Origin of the sequence: Neptuniibacter sp. SY11_33, from assembly GCF_047778025.1 — a bacterium.
Lineage (GTDB): Bacteria > Pseudomonadota > Gammaproteobacteria > Pseudomonadales > Balneatricaceae > Neptuniibacter.
Window position 1 is genome coordinate 22,160 of sequence record NZ_CP180543.1, and the last position, 22,571, is coordinate 44,730.

22 protein-coding genes are annotated in these 22,571 nt (G+C 46.8%); 9 read left to right on the forward strand and 13 right to left on the reverse strand.

Translation table 11 applies throughout. The features are described from left to right. Window positions 1-176: 176 nt before the first annotated feature. The 7 genes from ACMXYV_RS00105 to def form a co-directional block, all read right to left on the reverse strand. A complete protein-coding gene (locus tag ACMXYV_RS00105) occupies window positions 177-470 on the reverse strand; it encodes a GIY-YIG nuclease family protein (protein WP_415889757.1) in 294 nt (97 codons plus the stop codon). 52 nt (window positions 471-522) lie between these two features. After that, complete coding sequence (locus ACMXYV_RS00110) at window positions 523-969, reverse strand: YtoQ family protein (protein ID WP_415889758.1); 447 nt, start codon at window positions 967-969, stop codon at window positions 523-525. A 45-nt stretch (window positions 970-1,014) separates the two neighbouring features. Further along, a complete protein-coding gene (locus ACMXYV_RS00115) occupies window positions 1,015-2,463 on the reverse strand; it encodes a TrkH family potassium uptake protein (protein ID WP_415889759.1) in 1,449 nt (482 codons plus the stop codon). A 15-nt stretch (window positions 2,464-2,478) separates the two neighbouring features. Then, window positions 2,479-3,855 (reverse strand): Trk system potassium transporter TrkA, encoded by a 1,377-nt coding sequence (gene trkA / locus ACMXYV_RS00120; RefSeq protein WP_415882980.1) that lies wholly within the window; start codon window positions 3,853-3,855, stop codon window positions 2,479-2,481. 53 nt (window positions 3,856-3,908) lie between these two features. Next, window positions 3,909-5,207 (reverse strand): 16S rRNA (cytosine(967)-C(5))-methyltransferase RsmB, encoded by a 1,299-nt coding sequence (gene rsmB, locus ACMXYV_RS00125; RefSeq protein WP_415889760.1) that lies wholly within the window; start codon window positions 5,205-5,207, stop codon window positions 3,909-3,911. Window positions 5,208-5,226: 19 nt separating this feature from the next. Next, window positions 5,227-6,171: a methionyl-tRNA formyltransferase gene (gene fmt / locus ACMXYV_RS00130; protein WP_415889761.1), complete on the reverse strand. Its 945-nt coding sequence runs from the start codon at window positions 6,169-6,171 to the stop codon at window positions 5,227-5,229. A gap of 72 nt (window positions 6,172-6,243) precedes the next feature. After that, window positions 6,244-6,759: a peptide deformylase gene (gene def, locus ACMXYV_RS00135; protein ID WP_415889762.1), complete on the reverse strand. Its 516-nt coding sequence runs from the start codon at window positions 6,757-6,759 to the stop codon at window positions 6,244-6,246. A 257-nt stretch (window positions 6,760-7,016) separates the two neighbouring features. Here def and ACMXYV_RS00140 point away from each other — a divergent pair, with 257 nt between their 5' ends. The 6 genes from ACMXYV_RS00140 to ACMXYV_RS00165 all read left to right on the forward strand — a co-directional run bounded on the left by ACMXYV_RS00140 (window position 7,017) and on the right by ACMXYV_RS00165 (window position 14,257). Further along, window positions 7,017-8,045: a LysM peptidoglycan-binding domain-containing protein gene (locus ACMXYV_RS00140; RefSeq protein WP_415889763.1), complete on the forward strand. Its 1,029-nt coding sequence runs from the start codon at window positions 7,017-7,019 to the stop codon at window positions 8,043-8,045. 10 nt (window positions 8,046-8,055) lie between these two features. Next, window positions 8,056-9,186 (forward strand): DNA-processing protein DprA, encoded by a 1,131-nt coding sequence (dprA, locus tag ACMXYV_RS00145; protein ID WP_415889764.1) that lies wholly within the window; start codon window positions 8,056-8,058, stop codon window positions 9,184-9,186. A 206-nt stretch (window positions 9,187-9,392) separates the two neighbouring features. Beyond that, on the forward strand, window positions 9,393-9,968 hold the full coding sequence (locus ACMXYV_RS00150) for an L-threonylcarbamoyladenylate synthase (RefSeq protein ID WP_415889765.1): 576 nt from the start codon (window positions 9,393-9,395) through the stop codon (window positions 9,966-9,968). 21 nt (window positions 9,969-9,989) lie between these two features. Then, on the forward strand, window positions 9,990-10,904 hold the full coding sequence (gene hemF, locus ACMXYV_RS00155; RefSeq protein WP_415889766.1) for an oxygen-dependent coproporphyrinogen oxidase: 915 nt from the start codon (window positions 9,990-9,992) through the stop codon (window positions 10,902-10,904). 9 nt (window positions 10,905-10,913) lie between these two features. Further along, window positions 10,914-11,741: a shikimate dehydrogenase gene (gene aroE / locus ACMXYV_RS00160; RefSeq protein WP_415889767.1), complete on the forward strand. Its 828-nt coding sequence runs from the start codon at window positions 10,914-10,916 to the stop codon at window positions 11,739-11,741. A gap of 125 nt (window positions 11,742-11,866) precedes the next feature. Beyond that, entirely contained in the window at window positions 11,867-14,257 is a 2,391-nt protein-coding gene (locus ACMXYV_RS00165) for a Lon protease family protein (RefSeq protein WP_415889768.1), read from the forward strand. A gap of 189 nt (window positions 14,258-14,446) precedes the next feature. On the opposite strand, the gene ACMXYV_RS00170 is transcribed toward ACMXYV_RS00165, so the two are convergent. The 3 genes from ACMXYV_RS00170 to ACMXYV_RS00180 form a co-directional block, all read right to left on the reverse strand. Continuing rightward, window positions 14,447-15,556 carry an LbtU family siderophore porin gene (locus tag ACMXYV_RS00170; protein WP_415889769.1) on the reverse strand — a complete coding sequence of 370 codons (1,110 nt, stop codon included), beginning with the start codon at window positions 15,554-15,556 and terminating at the stop codon, window positions 14,447-14,449. Between the two features lie 268 nt (window positions 15,557-15,824). After that, a complete protein-coding gene (locus ACMXYV_RS00175; RefSeq protein WP_415889770.1) occupies window positions 15,825-16,460 on the reverse strand; it encodes a hypothetical protein in 636 nt (211 codons plus the stop codon). Next, a complete protein-coding gene (locus ACMXYV_RS00180; RefSeq protein WP_415889771.1) occupies window positions 16,438-16,980 on the reverse strand; it encodes a gamma carbonic anhydrase family protein in 543 nt (180 codons plus the stop codon). Before ACMXYV_RS00180 ends, ACMXYV_RS00175 begins: the two co-directional genes overlap by 23 nt. Before the next feature lie 118 nt (window positions 16,981-17,098). Between ACMXYV_RS00180 and prlC the strand changes: the two genes are divergently transcribed. The 3 genes from prlC (at window position 17,099) to ACMXYV_RS00195 (ending at window position 20,434) form a co-directional block, all read left to right on the forward strand. Continuing rightward, window positions 17,099-19,135: an oligopeptidase A gene (gene prlC / locus ACMXYV_RS00185; protein ID WP_415889772.1), complete on the forward strand. Its 2,037-nt coding sequence runs from the start codon at window positions 17,099-17,101 to the stop codon at window positions 19,133-19,135. Window positions 19,136-19,140: 5 nt separating this feature from the next. After that, window positions 19,141-19,410 (forward strand): YheV family putative zinc ribbon protein, encoded by a 270-nt coding sequence (locus ACMXYV_RS00190; RefSeq protein ID WP_415889773.1) that lies wholly within the window; start codon window positions 19,141-19,143, stop codon window positions 19,408-19,410. 163 nt (window positions 19,411-19,573) lie between these two features. Beyond that, a complete protein-coding gene (locus ACMXYV_RS00195) occupies window positions 19,574-20,434 on the forward strand; it encodes a DMT family transporter (protein ID WP_415889774.1) in 861 nt (286 codons plus the stop codon). A gap of 22 nt (window positions 20,435-20,456) precedes the next feature. Here ACMXYV_RS00195 and znuB read toward each other — a convergent pair whose 3' ends face one another. Genes znuB through ACMXYV_RS00210 form a run of 3 tightly spaced genes read right to left on the reverse strand, consistent with a single transcriptional unit; the run spans window position 20,457 to window position 22,512 of the window. Beyond that, window positions 20,457-21,245 (reverse strand): zinc ABC transporter permease subunit ZnuB, encoded by a 789-nt coding sequence (gene znuB, locus ACMXYV_RS00200; protein WP_415889775.1) that lies wholly within the window; start codon window positions 21,243-21,245, stop codon window positions 20,457-20,459. Further along, the gene (gene znuC, locus ACMXYV_RS00205; RefSeq protein WP_415889776.1) at window positions 21,245-22,024 is read right to left on the reverse strand and encodes a zinc ABC transporter ATP-binding protein ZnuC; all 780 of its coding nucleotides are present in this window, start codon (window positions 22,022-22,024) and stop codon (window positions 21,245-21,247) included. Before znuC ends, znuB begins: the two co-directional genes overlap by 1 nt. Further along, complete coding sequence (locus tag ACMXYV_RS00210) at window positions 22,024-22,512, reverse strand: Fur family transcriptional regulator (RefSeq protein ID WP_415889777.1); 489 nt, start codon at window positions 22,510-22,512, stop codon at window positions 22,024-22,026. Before ACMXYV_RS00210 ends, znuC begins: the two co-directional genes overlap by 1 nt. Window positions 22,513-22,571 lie beyond the last annotated feature (59 nt).

A 22,571-nucleotide genomic window follows, 5' to 3' on the forward strand; every position in this document is an offset into this window, starting at 1 on the left:
TTATACAACAAAAAATGAACAGTCGGAGGCTGCTTACGTAGAGATCAGCGGTTTATTTGTTTTTTTTTGATAAATGTCTGAGTTGAAGGGCTTTGGATCCCAGCCTTCGCTGGGAAGACGAGAGTTGAAGTAAGTTCATTGGTATCCCCGTCTTTCCAGCGAAGGCTGGAATCCAGCTAATCTAAGATCGTGCTGTAAAGGTCTGCCCAGTTAGGATTCTGTGTTTCTATTAAGTTTATCTTCCATTGCCTTTTCCAAGCTTTCATCTGCTTTTCTCGAGTAATCGCGTTTTGCATGGTTTCGTGCAGTTCAAAATAAACGAGCTGATGAGCTTGATAGCGTTTAGTAAAACCTTCGATGAAGTCGTTCTTATGTTGCCATATTCGTTGAGAAAGATTGCTGGTAACACCTATGTAAAGGGTGCCTTGAGGTTTGCTGGAAAGAATGTAGATGGCGGGTTGTTTCTGCATAGCGCCCTCCTTGGCTCTAGTTAACAGAAATTCTATGCTGAAGACTTTGTGATCAATAATCCAAACAAAGGTATTTAAGTGTTTCGATTACCTGCTCTGTATTCTCGGCTACAGCATGTGCGCAAGCGTCGATTTCTTTTAGTGGATGCGTCAGTTCTGGAGCGTGTTCAACGATCAAGGACTTACCATTGGCGATGGCAAAACCGGCATCAAATGCAGCATTCCACTGACGGTATTTATCACCGAAACGAACAATCACGATATCAGCACGTTTGATCGCAGTCATGTGACGCATTGCGTTCATCTTTGCAGATTTGTGATCGGTCCAGAAGTTCTTCTCTTCTGGGCCTAGGATCTCAGTAGCACAGCCGTCACTGGAATCGTGATCGGTGTTGGGCGTAAGCACATCGATCGGTAGGCCGTTCTGGTTGATGGCTTTTTTGATTTTGTTGCGCCAGTCGGTGTGAATCTCACCGGAAAGGTAAATTGTATATCGCATGATTAGACTCTCGAAATTAGGTTCGTCGCAGATCTGATGTCTGCTTTATCGTTTCCAGAAAATAGGTGTGAACAGTACGAGCAAGGTAAATACCTCTAGACGACCGAGTAGCATGGCAAAGCAAAGCACCCATTTTGCTGGATCATTAAGGTTGCCGTAGTGGGCAGATACATCGCCTAGGCCTGGCCCTAAGTTGTTTAGTGTGGCTCCTACTGCAGACCACGCTGTAACTTGATCTAACCCCGTTGCCAATAACACAATCAACATGACAACAAAGACGATCATGTAGACGGAGAAGAAGCCCCATACGGCTTCTAGTACTTTATCGGAGATAGGTTTTTTACCTAGTTTTACCGGAATAATCGCGTTGGGATGCACTAAGCGTTGGATCTCACGGTAGCCCTGCTTAAGGATCAGAAGCACGCGGATTACCTTCATACCACCGCCGGTAGAACCTGCACAGCCGCCAGCGAAGGCCGCTACGAATAGTAGAAACGGTAACATGACAGGCCAGTGCGCAAAGTCTGCTGTGGCAAAGCCGGTCGTGGTTGCGATCGATACCACCATAAACAGCGCTTTACGCATCGATTCACCTGGCGCGTAGGTTTCAGTAACAACCAAGGCAATTATCGCGATTACGGTAATGGCCAGCAGCGTAACTAGGTAGAATTTAAATTCTGGATCGAGTAAATAGTGCGACAGACTGCGTTGTCTCCATGCAAAGAAGTGCAGGCCGAAATTCACCGCAGAGATGGTCATAAAGAAGATACAGATCATCTCAATGGCGACAGAATCGTAGTAACCAATACTGGCATCATGGGTCGAAAAGCCACCGATAGCGACGGTGGAGAAACTGTGTCCAATGGCGTTGAATAGATCCATTCCGGCTAACCAGTAACCCGCTGCGCAGGCGATGGTTAGGGACAGGTAGATATACCACAGCGCTTTTGCTGTCTCTGTAATTCGTGGCGTTAGTTTGGAATCCTTAACCGGCCCTGGTGTCTCAGCGCGATACAACTGCATACCACCGATACCTAGCATAGGCAGGATTGCTACGGCCAATACGATGATACCCATACCGCCAAGCCATTGCAGTTGTTGGCGATAAAACAGAATTGATTTTGGCAGGTCATCGATGCCGGTAATTACCGTTGCCCCAGTGGTGGTTAGGCCGGATAGGGACTCAAATAGCGCATCGATAAAGGTTAGGTGCGGATTGTCCGTGAGCATAAACGGGAAAGCCCCGAACAGCCCCAGCACAGACCAAAACAGGACGGTAATTAAGAAGCCATCACGGGTGCGTAAATCTTGTCGTACCCGATAGACCGGAATCCAGATGAAAAAGCCGGTGAGCAGGGTAATCAAAAATCCAGCGATAAAGGCTAGCTCTGCCCCATCGTCATATAGATAGGAGATACCTAACGGCGGCAGCATAGAGATACTGAAGATCATCAGCAGTATGCCTAATATGCGTAAGATAACTTTGTAATGCATCTGCGCTGCTTCCGCTTAGAAGAATGTAAGGCCAACTTGGAACAGACGTTCCACTTCGTTGATTCGGCGTTTATCAACCAAGAACAAGATCACGTGGTCGCCACTTTCAACAACAACATCATCGTGCGCGATCAATACTTCGTCGTTACGTACGATGGCACCGATGGTTGTACCCGGAGGAAGATTGATCTCTTCAATGGTTTTACCGACCACTTTGGATGATGATTTATCACCATGAGCCACCGCTTCCAGTGCTTCTGCCGCGCCTCGACGCAGCGAGTGTACTGCTACTACATCACCTCGACGGACATGGGTCAGTAGCGCACCGATGGTGGTTTGCTGTGGGGATATCGCAATATCGATCGCACCACCTTGTACAAGATCGACATAGGCTGGGTTGTTAATCAGGGTCATTACCGTACGTGCGCCAAGGCGCTTCGCCAGCATAGACGCCATGATGTTCGCTTCGTCATCGTTGGTCAGGGCGCAGAATACGTCGGTATCTTCGATATTCTCTTCGATCAGTAGATCACGGTCAGAAGCACTGCCTTGCAGTACGATTGTGTTATCAAGCGAGCGCGCCAGTTGGTTACAACGACGAATATTTCGCTCGATGATTTTAACTTGGAACTCGTCTTCGATAGATTCCGCTAAACGCGCACCGATATTACCGCCCCCGGCGATAATGATACGTTTATAAGGGCGATCTAGACGACGTAGTTCGCTCATTACAGCGCGAATATCTTTACGTGCAGCGATAAAGAACACTTCGTCGTCCGCTTCTATAACCGTGTTACCTTCCGGGATAATGGGGCTTCCGCTGCGGAAGATCGCCGCTACACGGGTATCTACCGATGGCATGTGGGCGCGAAGGTATGAGATCTCGCGACCCACCAGCGGGCCGCCATAATATGCTTTTACGGCTACAAGCTGGGCTTTAGCGTCGGCAAAATCCAGTACCTGCAAAGCGCCTGGGTGCTGGATTAAGCGTTTGATGTGTTTCGTTACCAGTAGTTCCGGGCTGATACGGACATCGATAGGGATGCCTTTTTCGCCAAAGATCTTCTGGTTTTTGTTCAGATAGTCATGCTCACGCACACGGGCGATTTTAGTTGGCGTGTTGAATAGGGTTTGGCCTACCTGACAGGCGATCATGTTGACTTCATCAGAGTTCGTTACGGCGATCAGCATATCGGCATCTTGGGCGCCGGCACTATCGAGTACAGATGGGTAGGATGCTTTACCTTCGATCGTACGGATGTCGAGACGATCTTGTAGTTCTCTGAGACGGCCGGTGTCTGTATCAACGATAGTGATGTCGTTGTCTTCACTGGCTAGGTTTTCAGCCAAAGTACCGCCCACTTGTCCGGCACCTAGAATAATGATCTTCATGATCAGCCTTTAACTGCTGCAGAAATGACAGAAATACACATAGCTACTTGAGCTTACTCCGTTTTTTCCAGCAGTGCATAATAGAAACCATCATGGCCTTTAGACTGTGGAAACAGCTGTCGACCATACTCTTGTTCAATACCCCACTCTGCCTCAATTGGCAGATGTTTGGCATTCGCAGTTTGGGTTACAAACTGCTTAATCAATCGCCCATTTTCCTGTGGGAAGATGGAACAAGTTGCATAAAGCAACTTACCGCCGGGTTTCAGCATGGACCAGCAATTATCCAAAATAGCGCGCTGAAGTTTGGCTGTTTCGTGAATATCTTCGCCTTGGCGCAGGTATTTTATATCTGGATTGCGGCGAATAACACCCGTAGCAGAACAAGGGGCATCTAATAGAATGCGATCGTATTCTGTTCCGTCCCACCAGGTTTGTGTGGCGGCATCTGCTACTTTTAAGTTGGCTTTTAAACGCAGGCGTTCTAGGTTTTCTTCAACGCGCCTAATTCGCTTTTGTTCTAGCTCTACAGCGTCGACTTGAGCAAGTTTCGGCTCGTGCTCAAGGATATGGCACAGCTTGCCACCGGGCGCAGCGCAGGCATCCAGCACGCGTTGTTTAGGTTGTAGGTCTAGAAGCTCCGCAGATAGCTGTGCGGCTTCATCCTGCACGCTAAATGCGCCGACGCTGTAACCCGGAAGGGTTTCGATATTGACTGATTCCGCTAGCTTTATGCCCTGATCACTGAATTGAGTCGCTTCTGATGCAATAATCGGTGTCAATTGCTGTAAGTAATCTTCGCGGGTGGTTGAACGTTGATTCACGCGTAGCGTCAGTGGTGCTTGCTCGTTGTTGACTGTGAGTATCGCTTGCCAGTGATCAGGCCAGTTATTCTTCAGTTTGGCGATCATCCATTCAGGGTGATTGAACTGGTATGAATCGTCATCCTTTAGGTAGTCTTCGAGTTCTTCTTGTTCGCGTTGAAAGCGGCGTAAAAGAGCATTCACAACTTTCCCAGCCCAAGCTTTATCAAGCTCTTTGCAAGCCTCGACGCTTTCACTAATCGCGGCATGAGCTGGAATGCGAGTGTGTTTTAGTTGATATAAACCGATCAAAACGATGGCTTTGATATCGATATCCCGAAACTTAAATGGTCGGTTTTGCAGCAGCTTAATGATGGCGTTTAACTGCGGATGGTAACGCATAGTGCCGTAGCAAAGCTCTCGCAGAAGTCCACGGTCCTTCTCTGGGCAACGACGTTCAATTGCCGCAAATTGCGTATTCAGAGAGCCCTTATTTTTAAGTAAAGGGGTAAGGATTTGTGCTGCAAGAGCTCGAACATTGGTGGTCATGGTAATTGTCCTAAAACGTCTAACCTAAAACTACGCCCGCACTAAACTGCTCTCGTTTAGAGTTTAGAACAGCGGCGCTGTCCATTGGTTTTTTACCTGGCAGCTGTAGCTGTTTGATTTTAATAGCGCCTTCTCCGCATGCGACAACAATGCTCTTTTTGTCAGAAGGTAGAATCTCACCGGGGTTGCCGTTTTGCTCAACTAATTCGCACTCCAGTAACTTAACTACCTCTTCTTCAAGCTTGAATGTCACAGCAACGCGCGGGCTTAAGGTACGAATTTTAAGATCGATATCTGTAGCGGAAGCACTCCAGTCGATAACCCCTTCGGTCTTTTGCAGTTTCTTCGCGTAGGTAGCTAAGTTGTCATCTTGTGGTTCAGCTGAAACTAATTCTTGCTGGAATTGTTTTAGTGTCTTAACAAGCGCTTCAGAGCCGATAGCGGCTAAGCGTTCGAATACGCTTGCTGCAGTGTCGTAGTTCTCGATTGGCGTAGTGACTTTATACAGCATATCGCCAGTGTCTAAACCTTCATCCATCTGCATGATGGTGACGCCTGTTTCAGCATCTCCAGCTAGCATTGAACGTTCGACAGGAGCTGCACCGCGCCAGCGTGGAAGTAAGGAACCGTGCACATTGATGCAACCCAGACGAGGTGTATCTAAAATCGCTTTTGGAAGTAGCATACCGTAAGCAACTACAACCATTATATCGGCCTTGAGATTTGTAAGTACTAACTTTTCCTCTTCGGTTTTTAGCGTGGTTGGCTGAAAAACAGGGATGTTATGTTCAATCGCAAGATCTTTCACTGGGCGCGGAGCCATCTGATTTTTGCGTTTTCCTTTTTTATCAGGCTGGGTATAAACCGCGACCACTTCATGCTCAGAGTTAAGCAGAGCTTGTAAGCTGGATGCGGCAAAATCAGGTGTGCCTGCAAAAACTATTTTCAGTGGCGACGCTGGCATGGTCTGGGCTCCAAAATAAAAACAGGCCTGCTAGTTAAACCAGCAAGCCTGTATGTTGCTTTTCAGTGATGATCAGGCGTGTTTTTCCTGCAATTTATGCAGTTTTTCTAGCTTTGATTTGATGCGGTTACGCTTGAGCATAGAGATGTAATCCACAAACAGTTTGCCATTCAGATGATCTAGTTCGTGCTGAATACATACCGCTAGTAGACCTTCAGCTTCCATTTCATATGGTTCGCCATTGTAGTCGAGCGCTTTTAGCTTAACTTTTTGAGGACGTTTCACATTTTCATAGAAGCCTGGAACAGATAGGCAGCCTTCCTGATATTTGTGTAATTCTTCATCGATTACTTCAAATTCAGGGTTGATCATAACCAGTGGCTCGTTTTGATCATCAGAGATATCCATGGTTACGATACGTTTATGGATATTCACCTGTGTCGCCGCCAAACCAATACCTGGAGCCGCGTACATTGTTTCGAACATGTCATCGATTTGAGTACGTACTTCGTCATCGACTGTCTCAACGGGCTCAGCAATGGTACGTAAGCGCGGATCTGGGTATTCAAGAATGGTTAGTTTTGCCATGATTTACGTCTGTATCAACAAGTTATCGGGTGCTATTGCTGTGATTACTTCTGTAAGACATGCTAAGTTAAAAGTATGATTTACAGGCATCTTAAGTTTTAACTCGATTATTCAGGCTGTTAGCCGAAAGATAATATCGAGATCAATAGCGAAAAATATTAATCTGCCTATTATACTGATTAGAACGCTCAATGCATTGTCGTTACTTTATCTTCTTATTCATCTTGATAAGAAGGAGAGTAATAAGGGAACTGGACATGAAAAAATTGTTATGCGGTTTGTTCGCTCTGGTGTTGGTTTCACTGACTACGGTTAATGCTGAAACCCGGAAGGACTCTCTGCTACTTCGTAATGACCATCCACAAGAATATGTGGTAGTGAAAGGGGATACGTTGTGGCACATCTCGGGTCGCTTTTTGCAAAGCCCTTGGAAATGGCCTGAAGTCTGGGGGGTTAACCCACAGGTTGATAACCCTCATCTAATCTATCCTGGTGACGTAATCTATCTAACGTGGGTGAATGGTAAGCCGCGTTTAGGCGTCAGACGTGATAGCGGTATCTATCCGCGTGCACGTGTATCGCCGCTGGTTAAGCCTATTCCTGCAATTCCACTACGAGATATCATTAGCTTCCTAAATGATAACCGTGTGCTTTCAGAAGATATTTTGAAAGATGCGCCTTATATTCTAGGCGGCCAAAGGGAACGTATTCTTGCCGGTGCAGGTGACCGAATGTACGCCCGTGGTCAGCTTGTCGCTGAACAGCGTCGACAGGGTATTTACCGCCCTGCTAATGAATATGTTGATCCGGATACAGAAGAATTTCTGGGTTATGAGACATTGAAGATTGCGGACGCCGATGTATCTGCACGTAAAGAAGACGTGCTAACGCTGGATATTATCAAATCCCATAAAGAAGTACGCATCTTGGATCGCGTGGTACCAACGGAAGAAGTACGTATTCAGTCTGTTTTCCACCCAGCGCCAGCGCCATCAGGTGTAGATGGAAAAATCTTGTCGGTGTTGCAAGGAGTTCGTGATGCTGGTCAGTTCAACGTTGTAGCAATCAATCGAGGCATGCGTGAAGGGATTGAGGCTGGGCATGTATTTGCAACTTACCGTCGTGGTGAACTGATTAAGGACCCTATAACGAAAGAGATGGTGACATTGCCTCAGGAACGCTCTGGTGAGTTGATGGTCTTTAAAGTATTCGAGAAAGTTAGCTATGGCTTGATCATGCGTAGCACAGATGTTGTTTCTATTGGAGATGTAATCCGAGAACCATAAAGGATAAAAGATGACGGCTGATCTAAGGGACTGGATCGCCGTTGCCGCCCTACCAGATTTAGGGCCCGCTTCAGTTAAAAAGCTTTGGGATCAGGGATGGACCCCTGAAAAACTCCTCCGCTCCTCTGAAGCTGATTGGCATCGGCTAAACCTCAAGACAAAAACAATTACTGCTTTAAGTGACTTCCAACAAGGGCGTACCTCTTCGGTGCAACATAAGTTGGATTCGGCACTGGCTTGGCAAGCTTCAGCTGAGGATTGCCATATCTTAGCTATTACTGATGCCGACTATCCTGCGTTGTTACGCGAAATTTATGATCCTCCTCCCATATTATTTGCTCGCGGTAATTTAGCTGCTCTGAACCTTCCTCAAGTTGGGGTTGTCGGCAGTCGTAGTGCTTCTCACGGCGGTTTAAAGCATGCCTACCAATTTGCTGACTATTTGGCTCAAAACGGCTTAATCGTGAACTCAGGCTTAGCTCTCGGTATTGATGCTGCCGCTCATCAGGCCAGTGTTAATGTGCAATGCCCTACAGTTGCGGTATTTGGTACTGGCTTAGATCGGACCTACCCCGCACGAAATCGTATGTTGGCCCAGCAGATTTTAGAACAACAAGGGGTATGGTTGAGTGAATTGTTTCCGGGTGCACCGCCGCTGGCACCACACTTTCCGCGTCGTAATCGTATTATTAGTGGTATGAGCGCTGGCATTTTAGTAGTGGAAGCCGCACCCAAAAGTGGTTCGTTAATCACTGCAAGGATGGCGATGGAACACGGGCGTGAGGTTTTTGCGATTCCAGGAGCGATCAATAACCCCTTGAGTAAGGGCTGTCACCAGCTAATCCGTGAAGGTGCTTGTTTGGTCGAGTCTGCAGAAGATATTACCTCGCAGCTTGCCCCTATACTGGGTTATCTAGCAGAACAGCATGCTGCAAATATTGAAGAAGAGGTTGAAGAGAATCTATCTAACCTTTCCCCAGAAACGCAGCAATTGTTAAAGCACCTTGGGTACGAATATAGCTCAATTGACCAATTGAGCTATCTAACAGGAATGGATATAGCGGAATTAGGCCCTATGTTGGTGGAATTGGAGCTTTTAGGCGTCATAAGCCAGGATGGGCAAGGTTATATCCGATGCTAAAAGACAATTCGGTAAAGTTGCAAAGACCGCGTCGAACATTTAGTGTTCAGCCCTCAAAGTTAAATGCCTTCAAGATGAAAGGGAATTACCCCGCTTAGTTATCTGTATGGGGCTCTTTCTATCTACCTCTCGTCACTATTGATTGATACCTCTAGTAAAAATAGTGATGCATTGTTGATTAGTTATATGGCATTGAGGAGTAAATGGTGAGTAGTAATTTAAAACCTGATTGGTGGCATATTCAGCAGTCTGTACGAGCGATTCGCCAAGGTGGTGTGATCGCTTATCCTACAGAAGCGGTTTGGGGATTAGGTTGTGACCCGTTTGATGAACGGGCCGTCTTAGATCTTCTAGAAATTAAGCGTCGACCAATGCATAAAGGTCTGGTTTTAATCGCTGGAAATCTCTCTCAGATTGATTTCTTACTCGAAGATCTGACTGATGATGAGTATGTCAAAGTAACTGCTAACTGGCCGGGTCCATATACCTGGATTTTACCAGATAAAAAGAACAAAATTCCTGCTTGGATTAAAGGTAATCATAGCGCTGTAGCTGTAAGAGTAAGTAATCACTTACAGGTTAAAAGATTGACTGAAGTTTACGGATCTTTCCTTGTTTCAACTTCAGCGAATCCTGCAGCACATGATCCTGCAAGAGATATATTGAGAGTGAAGACTTACTTCGGTGAAAAGCTTGCTTATGCTTTACCGGGTGAGTTAGGTGGTTTAGATCAACCTACTCAAATTCGAGATCTAAAATCTGATCAATTAATTCGCGCTTAAATAAATATGTGAGTGAGTACTATGTCCGCACCTAATATTGACGCTGTCAAAGAGTACCTTTTGGGACTACAAGATGCTATTTGTGATGCCTTAGAGCAAGCTGATGGCGAAGGAAAATTTTATCAGGATGAGTGGCAGCGAGAAGAAGGCGGCGGAGGTCGTACTCGCGTCCTAGATAAGGGCGCAATTATCGAAAAAGGCGGTGTTAATTTTTCTCATGTTTTTGGCGATAAGTTGCCAGGCTCTGCAACGGCGCATCGACCTGAATTAGCGGGTCGTAGTTTTCAGGCGATGGGTGTGTCATTGGTTATCCACCCACACAACCCTTATATCCCAACTTCCCATGCCAACGTTCGTTTCTTTATTGCGGAAAAAGAAGGCGAAGAACCCGTCTGGTGGTTTGGTGGTGGTTTTGACCTGACACCTTATTACGGTAACGACGAAGATTGTAAATTCTGGCACCAGTCAGCTAAAGAAGCTTGTGATCCATTTGGGGACGACATCTATCCACGTTTCAAGGAGTGGTGTGATGAATACTTCTACTTGAAGCATCGTGATGAGCCTCGCGGTGTCGGCGGTCTATTCTTCGATGATCTTAATGAGCTTGGTTTCGAGAAGAGCTTCGGGCTGATGCAGTCGATTGGTAATGCTTACGCTAAGGCTTATGTGCCAATTATCGAGAAAAACAAAGATCGTGAATACGGTGAGCGTCAGCGTGACTTCCAATTGCACCGCCGTGGCCGTTATGTCGAGTTCAACCTTGTATTTGACCGCGGCACCCTGTTCGGTCTGCAATCCGGTGGACGTACTGAATCTATCTTAATGTCTCTACCGCCAGAAGTACGTTGGGGTTACGACTGGAAGCCTGATGAGGGCACTGAAGAAGCGGTGCTGTACGAGCGTTATTTGAAGCCTCGTAACTGGCTTGAAGTGTAAGGGCGAATTATGACTGATCGTTACGCGGTATTCGGCAATCCGATTAAGCACTCTAAATCGCCACAAATCCACGCGGCATTCGCATCGAGTACAGAGCAGGATCTGACCTATGAAGCGATCTGCGTGCCTGAAGATAACTTTTCAGGTTACGTATCTGACTTCTTATCGGCTGATGGTCGTGGCCTGAATATTACTATTCCTTTTAAGCAGGAAGCTTGGGCATTAGCTGAGGTTAGAAGTCCGCGTGCTGAACTGGCGGGTGCGGTAAATACCTTGTACCGCGATGATCAAGGCCGCTTGTGTGGCGATAACACCGACGGTGTTGGCATGGTGCGCGATATCGTGCGCAACAATGGTGGCACGATCGAAGGTAAAAAGGTGCTTATCCTCGGGGCTGGTGGTGCTGTCCGAGGCGTTCTACAGCCAGTATTGGAGCAAAAGCCTGAACTGCTAGTTATTGCAAACCGTACCGCCTCTAAAGCAGAGGAGCTAGCTGGGTTGGTTGCGGATCTGGGTCGCGTAACCGGTGGTGGTTATGACGATCTTGCTGGTCAAAGTTTTGATTTGATCATTAACGGTACCGCTGCCAGTTTGCAAGGTGAGATCCCCCCTCTTCCGAAAAATGTGCTGGCACAAGGTGCTTGGTGCTATGACATGATGTATGCCGCAGAGCCAACTGCGTTTTGTGTTTGGGCGACTGAACAAGGGGCGGATAAGTCCATTGATGGCCTAGGTATGTTAGTGGAGCAGGCTGCGGAATCGTTCAGGATCTGGCGTGGGTTGGATCCTGACTCTAAAACAGTTATCTCTGATATCCGTGCAGCAATAACTGTTTGATTTTAATACAACAGTCGTCTTCGAAATTATATCAAAGCAGACTTGCATGGGGCTCTCTCGCGGCGTATAACTGAAATACGAACACTGCATAGTGTTAACTTTTCAGTCTGCTGCGGGAGTACCTTATGGTAACGGAAACCCGACTATCTACTGAGCAGCTTTATTTTCGCTGCGACCCTGAATTACTACCTTTCAAAAACACGTCTACGCTTGAACCGTTCACCGGATTCTTTGGTCAAACCCGCGCCATTGAAGCGATGGATTTTGGTATCGGAATGCGCCGTCCAGGCTATAACTTGTTTGTGATGGGTAATCCTCATACGGGACGTTTCTCCTTTGCGATGGAGAACCTCAAAACCACGGCGAAAAAAGAGAAAAAGCCTGGCGATTGGGTGTATCTGAACAATTTAAAAGATAACCGAAACCCTTTAGCGATCCCCTTCCCTGCTGGCAAGGCTCAGCAGTTTAAGCGTGATATTAAAAACATCATCGAAGCAGTGCTGTCAGAGATGCCAGCGGCCTTTGAGAGCCCTTCTTACCAGCGCAAGAAGAGTAAGATCGAGCGTGAGCTCAATCGTTATTACGATCAGGCGATCGAAGGCGTTGAGCGAGAAGCGCGTGAACACAGCATTGCTGTTTATCGTGATGCTGGCAGTATCGGTTTTACCCCGGTTGCAGAAGGGCAAGCGATGGATGAGGCGGTCTTTTCGCAATTACCTGAAGAGATTCGTGATGGCTTTACTAAGGCGATCTCCGATCTGGAAGATAAGCTAAACGAAGCGCTAACTGGTTTACCTAAGTGGCGACGTGAGGCAGCAGAAAAGCTGAAGAATCTCGATCGTGATACCACTCGACAGTCGATCTCCCCGCTGTTCCAGCCGCTGAAAGATAAGTACGCCAATATTGCAGCGGCGACGGACTATCTGTCAGAGATGGAGACTTCGTTAGTTAAAAGCTGCGCTGAAATTGTCGGAGATGAAAAGCTGATCGAGCCTCTCACCGATGCTAGTCGCCGCGCTTATTTAGAAAGCAATTACGGCGTTAACCTGCTTGTGGATAACGATAAGGTTAAGGGAGCCCCTGTTGTTTACGAAGCGCACCCTAGCTATGAGAACTTGTTTGGGCGTGTAGAGTACACATCCGAAATGGGTGCTCTATCTACGACCTACAAACTTATTCGCCCTGGTGCTTTGCACAGAGCGAATGGTGGTTATCTGGTACTAGAAGCTGAGAAGCTACTGGAACAGCCTTTTGTTTATGGTGCACTTAAACGTGCGCTGAAATCCCACGAAATCAGAATTGAAAGCCCCGCCAGTGAATACGCGGGTATTAGCACAATCACCCTAACGCCGAAGGCGGTACCGCTTTCAGTGAAAATTGTGCTGATCGGTGCACGTAATATCTACTACCTCCTACAAGAGCTTGATCATGACTTTGAGAAGATGTTCAGAGTCGTGGTGGATTTTGATGAGGATGTAAAGCGAACACCGCAGTCTATCCGGCATTATGCACGCTTGATGAAAACGTTAGCCGATGAAGAAGGTTTAGCTCCGCTGACCCGTCGAGCAGTGGCGCGTTTGGTCGAGCATAGTTCGCGTCAGGCCGAAGATCAGGAGTTATTATCAGCTCATATTGGCGAGTTGGTTGATCTGCTTTGTGAAGCTGATTTCAAGCGGGTCAAAGAGGAAGATGAACTGATCAACGCTGATCATGTCGAGATGGCACTGAATGCGAAAGAACGTCGCACTTCTCGGATGTCGGAAAAGATCGAAGAAGGGATTCTTAACCAAACAGTATTGATCGATACCCAAGGTGAAGCAGTCGGTAAAACCAACGGTCTAACGGTACTGCAAGTGGGTGATGTCGCTTTCGGTACACCTGCGCGTATTACAGCAACGGTTCACCCGGGTAATCGCGGTATTGTGGATATAGAGCGTGAGGTTGCCCTAGGTCAGCCGATCCATTCAAAAGGCGTGTTGATTCTATCGGGTTTCTTAGGTCATCAATATGCCCAAGACTTCCCTTTGGCAATCTCTGCTAGCATCGCCTTGGAGCAATCATACGGTTATGTAGATGGTGATAGTGCTTCGCTAGCAGAGGTCTGCACCTTGTTGTCAGCATTGACGCATATTCCGATTAGTCAGAGTTTTGCGACTACTGGGTCGATCAACCAATACGGCGAAGTACAGGCCATTGGTGGTGTAAACGAAAAGATAGAGGGCTTCTTTAATCTCTGTAAAACCCGTGGTCTTACTGGCGAACAAGGGGTCATTATACCTAAAGCCAATGTGCGCAATCTGATGCTCAAAGAAGAGGTTGTCGAGGCTGTTAAAGAGGGGTTATTCTCTGTCCATGCGGTTGGTCATGTGGATGATTGCTTAGAGATTTTAATGGGCAAGAAGCCGGGTAAGCGTAAGGCTGATGGTACGTTTACGCAGCGTAGTATTAATGCTCAAGTAGTTAAGCGTTTACGGGAAATTTCTTCGGCAAAGCTAGATGCTAAGTCGGAAAAATAAAGTGCGGAAAAACTCCTTCTAAAGGATTTAATTCCATAGGAGCGTTCCCTGCCAAAGTGATAACAGATATCATTAACAGTAATGTTTACAGAATATCTGTCTGTACAGAGTATTGTGACGACCAGCGCTGATGATTGAAGGGGGATTCAGCGTTGGTCAGTCACATTTTAACAACTCGCTAAGCCCTGCTTAGAAAGTCGTTGTTACCGCAACATTCAGGATATCGCTATCCGCGTCGCTGTAAGCTTCTTCGCGAACATATTCCGCAGTCACTTCAGCATTTTCGCCTAGAGAACGCGTTACACCTAGCGCTACACGCTTTTCAGGTAGTTCGTAGTCGATACCAGCTACGTTATCGATATCTTCAGCTTCATCAGATTCGCTGTAACCTAGGAAAAGTGTGCCGTCTGCGCCTAGGATCTGTGTACCGTAGCCAGCACCTAAGTGGAGGAAGCCAGGCTCGCCAGCTAAGTTAGATTTACCTAGCTGGATATACTCCGCAAACAACGCCAAGTCTTTCGCTTCAACCAATGCATTTACGCGCCAAGCATCGATTTTTTCAGTTAGACCTCCTAGCTCTGAGAAAGGGCCTGCTGTATTCGCAACGTCAGTTACATAGCCTGCACCAAGAGAAACACCGTTACTGAATGTAGTGCCTAAATTAAGGCCGAATGTATCTAAACCTTCGTTACCTTCTGCAGAGTTGTTAAGCACGTAGGTATCTAGCTGAATCATCTCATTTTGGTAGCTCAGCATTGCTAGCCCTTCTTTTGCATCGAAAATGTCGAATGCAATTGGGTCTGTAAATGCTGCAGAATCACCTACCAGTATAGGATGGGCTGTTTTACCTAGTGTGAAGCTTAAAGGATTGTCTTCAGAACCAATCACTACGTAAGCTTCAGCAAGGTCCAGTTTTTCGTCTGCAGATAGGTATTCGATTAACGTAGCAACTTTGACGTTTTCGTTAATATCAGCAGCGATTTCAAGTTCGAAGGTATCAACTAATACATCACCAACGCTGTTCTCGCCATCCGTCTCAACTTGCTGTGCTAATAAGGTTACTTCACCGCCTACGCTAACGTTCTCTGCGAAGCCGCCGTTTGATGCAGTAACTGCAGTTTGAGCTTCAGTTTTTTGCTCTAGTTTTTGCGTTGTTGCTTGTTGGGCAGCAAGTTGTGCTTCCAGTTGGGCAATGCGTGCTTTCATTGCTGCTAACTCTTTAGCAACATCGGTTGCAAAGGCTGGTGTTGCTGATGTCATTGCTGCAGCAACTAGCGTGGCGATAGTTGTCTTTTTCATGTTGTTCCCTTCTTTTTAAAAAGCGTTTGAAGCTGTTAATAACGTTGCTATTAGCTACGTGTAAATCATCGCACTAAGCAACGCTTTAGAAATTAGAGGCTTGCTTTACTAGTCAAAATAGATACCCACAGGCAGCCTTTAACGTTATGGCGTTAACCTTAACTGTCTGAAAATAAGGCTTAAAATGTATATCAAGTAAGGTATTTGGTGGGCGATATTAATGGTATTGATAATTATTATCAATTAATGTTTGAATTATAACCAGCAACTACTCATCATCAGGGTCAGCACCGGTTAGCCAGTTATCCACAGGGGTGACCCAAGCGGGTTCAGCGTTAGCGCCAAACCAAGAGTCCACAGCAAAGGCTTGCTGAGTATCTAGTTGAACGATGGTAGCGCTGTTATGGGGCGCATTTAATGTGAAGGGGCCGCGGTGAACATTTCCACCTGGTCGGTGGAATTGTAAGAGATTCATCTGCTGTAAGATTAAAAGGTAGCGCGTGGTGTTAAGGCTTTCAGCCACGCAATCTAATTGATTAGAACGGCTAATAAAAGAAAAGCTATTTTGTGGTTGATCGCCAAAAGTTCGTAGTCTCGGGCCGGTTATTTTTTCAAATAGTCCGATGCCAGTAGCGATCTTTAAACGCTCTTCTTTTGCTGTGGTTGCTGGTGGTGAGAAATGCTGACGAACTTGATCTAGCTCGTCAGCCTCAAATTGAATAGCAGATCTTCGGTCACAACCAAAGCTTTTACAGAGGGAATAGCGTTTCCCCTCTTCCGTATCGGATATCTCTACCTCATAGGCTTTAACCCAAGCGGTAGGTGAACTTTGGATATTGTAGCCACAACCGCTTAAAAACAGCGTGGCTAGGATCAGACGGTTAGTCAGTGTAGTCCTCTTCAAGGTGTTTATCCTTGAGCTTCACGTAGTTTCCTGCAGTATAGCTGAAGAAAGAGCGCTCCTTTTCCGTGAGAGCTCGCTGTTGCTTGGCAGGACGGCCAACATAAAGGTAGCCGCTTTCCAGTGTTTTACCCGGTGGGACTAGGGAACCTGCGCCGATAATCACTTCATCTTCAACAATAGCGCCATCCATGACCATCGCTCCCATACCTACTAAAACTCGGCTCCCAATAGTACAGCCATGTAGCATAGCCTGATGACCAATGGTGACGTCATCCCCAATGATCAATGGGAAACCATCTGGGTTATAGGGGCCTGCATGGGTGATATGTAGTACTGAACCATCTTGCACGCTGGTACGTGCGCCAATACGAATGCGGTGCATATCGCCACGAATTACAGTGAGCGGCCAGATCGAGCAATCGTCACCAATCTCGACATCTCCAAGCACAACCGCGCTAGGATCAACAAAAACTCGCTCTCCTAGTTTTGGAGTGAAGCCTTGATAAGTACGTACATTCATAATTATTGCTCGCTAGAAATTGGGAAGTATCTATTATGAAATAGCTTAGGGGAATTGAAAAATTAAGATTTAGTCCCATGTATTAGGAACGATATCTCGCCGATGGAGCTAGCTTTATATGAGTAACCCAATGCTTGAACCACAGTTGTTACCAGCATTTAGTCAGATCAAACCTGATCAAATCGAAGCCGCAATCGATCAATTGCTGGCAGATGGCAGAGCAACGGTTGAACGTATTCTGCAAGAACTGTCTGTACCTAGCTGGGATTCTCTAGTTGCCCCTCTCGAAGAGATGAATGACTGTTTAGCTAAAGCTTGGTCGCCTGTATCGCATATGAATTCAGTGGTGAACAGTGATGAGCTGCGAGATGCTTATAATGCGTGCTTGCCTAAATTGTCCCAATACTGGACCGAGATGGGTCAGCATCAAGGTCTCTACCAAGCATTTAATCAGCTTGCTGAAAGTGAGCAATTTGCGCAGTTAAGTGAAGCGCAGCAGAAAGTCGTCAACAATACTCTACGTGACTTCCGACTATCCGGTATTGCGCTGAATCCAGAAGAGCAGCAGCGTTACGCTGAACTACAACAGAAGCTGTCTGAACTGACGACTAAGTTCTCTGAAAACGTCATGGATGCTAGCGATGACTGGAGTAAACTACTGACCTCAGAATCTGATCTTGCGGGCCTTCCACCTATGGCGTTAGCGGCAGCGAAACAGATGGCTGCAGCGAAAGAGCAAGAGGGTTGGTTGGTGACACTGGACTTCCCTTCTTACTTGGCAACGATCACCTATGCGGATGATCGTGAACTGCGTAAAGAGATCTACACCGCCTTCTCTACCCGTGCTTCTGATCAAGGACCGGGCGAAGGTAAGTGGGACAATACAGACGTTATCTCTCAGCTATTAGAGCTACGCTTAGAGCTGGCGCAGCTGCTCGGTTTTGGTAACTATGCTGAATATTCGTTAGCGACCAAGATGGCAGAAAACACCGATCAGGTTGTGCAGTTCTTAACTGATCTTGCTGAGAAAAGCCTACCCGTAGCTAAACAAGACTTTGAGCAACTGTGCGAGTTTGCTAAAGCTGAATTTGGCGCAGAAGACCTGCAAGCATGGGATCTAGCTTACTATGGCGAGAAACTAAAGCAGGCGAAATACTCTATTTCTGAAGAGCAGATTCGCCCTTACTTCCCTCTTCCCAAGGTGTTGGAAGGTTTGTTTGCGGTTACCGGTAAACTATTTGATATCGAAATGCGTGAAGTCGATGAGTTCGACCGTTGGCATGATGATGCGCGTCTGTTTGAAATTAGCCGTAATGGTGAAGTGATCGCCCGCTTCTTTATGGATCTTTATGCTCGTGAAAAGAAACGTGGTGGCGCTTGGATGGACGATTGCCGTGTACGTCGTCGTCTAAATGATGGTTCTCTGCAGTTACCTGTGGCTTATCTGGTATGTAACTTCAGCTCTCCAGTAGGTGATGATCCTGCCCTGCTGAATCACAATGAAGTGACCACCCTATTCCATGAATTTGGCCACGGTCTGCATCACATGCTGACCCAAATCGAAACGGCTGACGTAAGTGGTATTAATGGTGTGGCTTGGGATGCGGTTGAGCTACCAAGTCAGTTCTTAGAGAACTGGTGCTATGAGCCCGAAGCGCTGGCGTTGATTTCTGGTCACTATCAGACAGGTGAAACGCTACCACAAGAGTTGTTGGATAAGATGCTGGCCGCGCGCAACTTCCAGTCAGGTATGATGATGGTGCGCCAGTTGGAGTTCTCTCTATTCGATTTCCTTCTACACCGTGATTACCAGCCGGGAGAAACGGTTGTTCAAGAGGTTTTGAATAAAGTACGTAGTCAGGTGGCAGTGATTACCCCGCCTGAGTTTAATCGCTTTCAGCATAGCTTTAGCCATATTTTTGCGGGTGGCTATTCTGCAGGCTATTACAGTTATAAATGGGCAGAAGTGTTATCGGCAGATGCATTCTCCCGTTTTGAAGAAGATGGCATCTTTAATATAGATACTGGTGCTGATTTCCGGAAGAACATCCTTGAAATGGGTGGTTCTCGCGAGCCGATGGAGCTGTTTGTAGCGTTCCGTGGTCGTGAGCCGCAAGTTGATGCACTGCTTCGCCACAGTGGAATTACAGAGTAATTAAAATGACAGTTATTAAACGATTTATAGCGGGTGCTGTTTGCCCACGATGCGGTGAGATGGATTGTATTCGTACTTACCGTGATGAAGAGCGTGAGTACAAAGAGTGTGTGCGTTGTGATTACGAAGATTCCATGCGTTTGGATGGTGAACCAGATACCGCTGTAGAAGAGTTGGAAACACGCGTCAATCGTGAGGATAAACCTGAAATAGAGGAAGGTGCAGAGCCTCTGATGTTTACGGCGAATCCCGGGGCTAAACGGAAAGATCACTAATATCAAATAGGGGCGATTAAGCCCCTATTTTTTTGCAACCCTTTAGATAATGTCTGTCTAGTAATCGTTTAACAACACACTGTCTTATCGATGATCACCTCGTTTACCGAGGCTTATCTGGTATGATCCCGCTTTATCAATCTACGTTTCAAAGTCCAGAGCTATGTCTATAACTGCTGTACCCATTGCTATTCGCTATATGCTGCTATCCGCGCTTGGATTTGCCTTGATGGCTGCCTGCGTTAAAGCGGTGTCAGGTTATGGCATACCTGTTTTAGAAATAGTGGCTGCTAGGGCTTTGGTGTCCTTAGGTTTAAGTTACTTAGATGTGAAACGTAAACGCATCTCCATTTGGGGGCAGCATAAGCCGCTCCTGCTGGCGCGAGGTATCGTTGGTGCATTAGCGTTAGTTTGCGTTTATTACTCTGTTACGACCCTCTCATTGGCTGACGCAACGGTGTTGCAGTATACCTATCCGGCATTTACTGCTGTCTTAGCTTTGTTGTTTCTGGGAGAGCGGATCAAGCTAGCGACGATGCTCTGTATGTTGCTCAGTTTCGTCGGGGTGATTGTGATGATGCGACCGGGTGAAGCGGGATTAATTGGTTTACCGATGTTAAGCCTATTCGCTGCGTTAGCGGGGGCTTTAGGGAGTGCGATCGCTTATGTGATCGTACGTAAATTGAGCCAAACGGAAGATAGTTCTGTCATTATCTTTTATTTCCCGCTGGTGGCATTGCCGACCTCGTTACTGTTGTTGGGCGGTGACTTTGTTATGCCTGGAATGGAAGCGTTATTACTACTGCTGTTAGTGGGTGTATTTACTCAAGTTGGGCAGATTGGATTAACTAAAGCGATGGCAGCAGAAGAGGCGGGCAAGGCGAGTGCTTATGCTTACGTTCAGGTGATCTTCTCTGCAATTCTGGGTGTGATCTTTTTTGAAGAAATTCCGACTTTGTGGACCATCATCGGCGGGTGCTTGATTCTGGCAGGTGCGTTAATCAACGCCTTATGGAAGCGCTGATTAACATATTTGTTACCACTAGCTAAATCGCTCGGCGTAAAGGCAACGTGTAAAGCAGAACAAAAATCAGTAGGGATACCACTACAACCGATGGGCCGGCGGGTGTATCAAAATGCCATGATAGCCCTAAGCCTCCACCCACTGACAAACTACCGACGACAGCCGCACCGATAGCCATCTGCTCAGGGCTTTGGGCTATACGTCTTGCCGCGGCGGCAGGAATGATTAGCAAAGAAGTTATTAGCAGTAAGCCTACAATCTTCATCGCTACTGCGATTATGACAGCGATCAACAGCATCAGGGCTAAGCGTGTCCAGGCTACATTGACCCCTTCAACATGGGCAAGCTCTTCATTGATGGTGATCGCCAAGAGTGGTTGCCAGAGGAGTTTTAACAGTACCAGCGCGAGGAGGCCACCTCCGTAGATCCAATAAAGATCTTCGACGCCGACAGCAAGTAGATCACCAAATAGGTAAGACATCAGATCTACCCGAATCTCTAGCAGAGAGACGGCTACTAAGCCTAAAGAGAGAGAGCTATGAGCCATGATGCCCAACAGGGTATCTGTGGCTACCATCCGTTGTCTTTGCATCGCGACCAAAATAAGGGCGAGGGCGACACAGCAGAATATCACGGCTAGGTTGAGGTTTACTTGCAGCATAAAGCCGACAGAAACCCCGAGCAGAGCAGAGTGGGCTAAAGTGTCCCCAAAATATGCCATGCGGCGCCATACCACAAACGAGCCAAGTGGGCCTGCAATAACCGCGACGCCCATGCCGCCTAACAGGGCATATAAAAGAAAATCAGGCATTAACAACCGCCCTTACAATCATGATCAGGAATAATATCGCCATGATCATCGTGGCGATGGTTATGATGGTGGCTATAAACGGCTAGCTGCTCGCTGCCTTGAATACCAAATAGCTCTGTAAATGATGGGTCATTGGTGACATGTTCTGGGTGACCAGAACAGCAAACATGATGGTTGATACAAACCACATGATCAGTTGCTGCCATCACAAGATGCAGATCGTGACTGACCATTAACACGCCACAACCACGTTCATCACGGATGCGCGCAATTAAGTTATACAATTCTAACTGGCCGTTAATATCGACCCCTTGTACAGGTTCATCTAACACTAGTAGATGAGGATCGCGGAGTAGGGCGCGGGCAAGTAAAACGCGCTGCATTTCGCCCCCTGACAGATTGTGTACAGCCTGCTTAAGTAACTTCTCAGCACCGACATCGGTCAGCGCCGCCAGTATTTTTGCTGGGTCTTTACACTGAGTGGTTCGTAGGAAGCGATCAACAGTCAGGGGGAAGGTGTTATCGATCTGTAACTTCTGCGGCATGTAGCCGATACGTAGGTCATCTTCCTGCCATAAATTGCCACTATCGGCTTTCAGCAATCCCAGCACTACACGGACTAAGGATGTCTTACCCGCGCCATTTGGGCCGATCAGAGTGGTGATACAGCCACGATGAAGCTCGACATTAATATCTTGCAGGACGTGCTTTTGACCAAAGGAAAGGTTTATATTTTCGAGTTTGATCAGCGGTTCATGTGTATGTGGCGAAGGACTCACTAGGCTGCACTCTGCTGACAACTTGGACAAACACCCAGCACTTCGATCGATTGTTTTTCGGGTTTGAAACCTAAGTTGTCTGCTTGTTTTTGGATATCTTGGCTTACCTTTCGCGTATCAATTTCTACCGCGTTATTACATACGCGACAGATCAAAAAGGAGCCTTCGTGATGATCACTTGGGTGAGGGCAGCCGATATAAGCATTCAGTAAAGCGATTCGGTGGACTAAGCCTTGTTCCTGTAAAAAATCCAGTGCTCGATAAACGGTAGGCGGTGCTGAATTAAAGCCAGCAGCGGCTAGTTCGGGTAAAAGCTCGTAGGCACCAAGCGGTTTATGACTCTGCCAGATAGTCTTTAAAACCAGCTCGCGAATAGGCGTAAAACGCAGGTTACGCTCATTACAAAGCGAGCGTGCATCTTCCAGTGCTTGCTCAATACATCCATGGTGATCATGTTCAGGATGAAAGGCTAGATCAGTATGTGCCATAGCATTCTTACCCTATAAGTTTGTGTTATATTGTAACCCTTAACCTTCAGAGATGTATT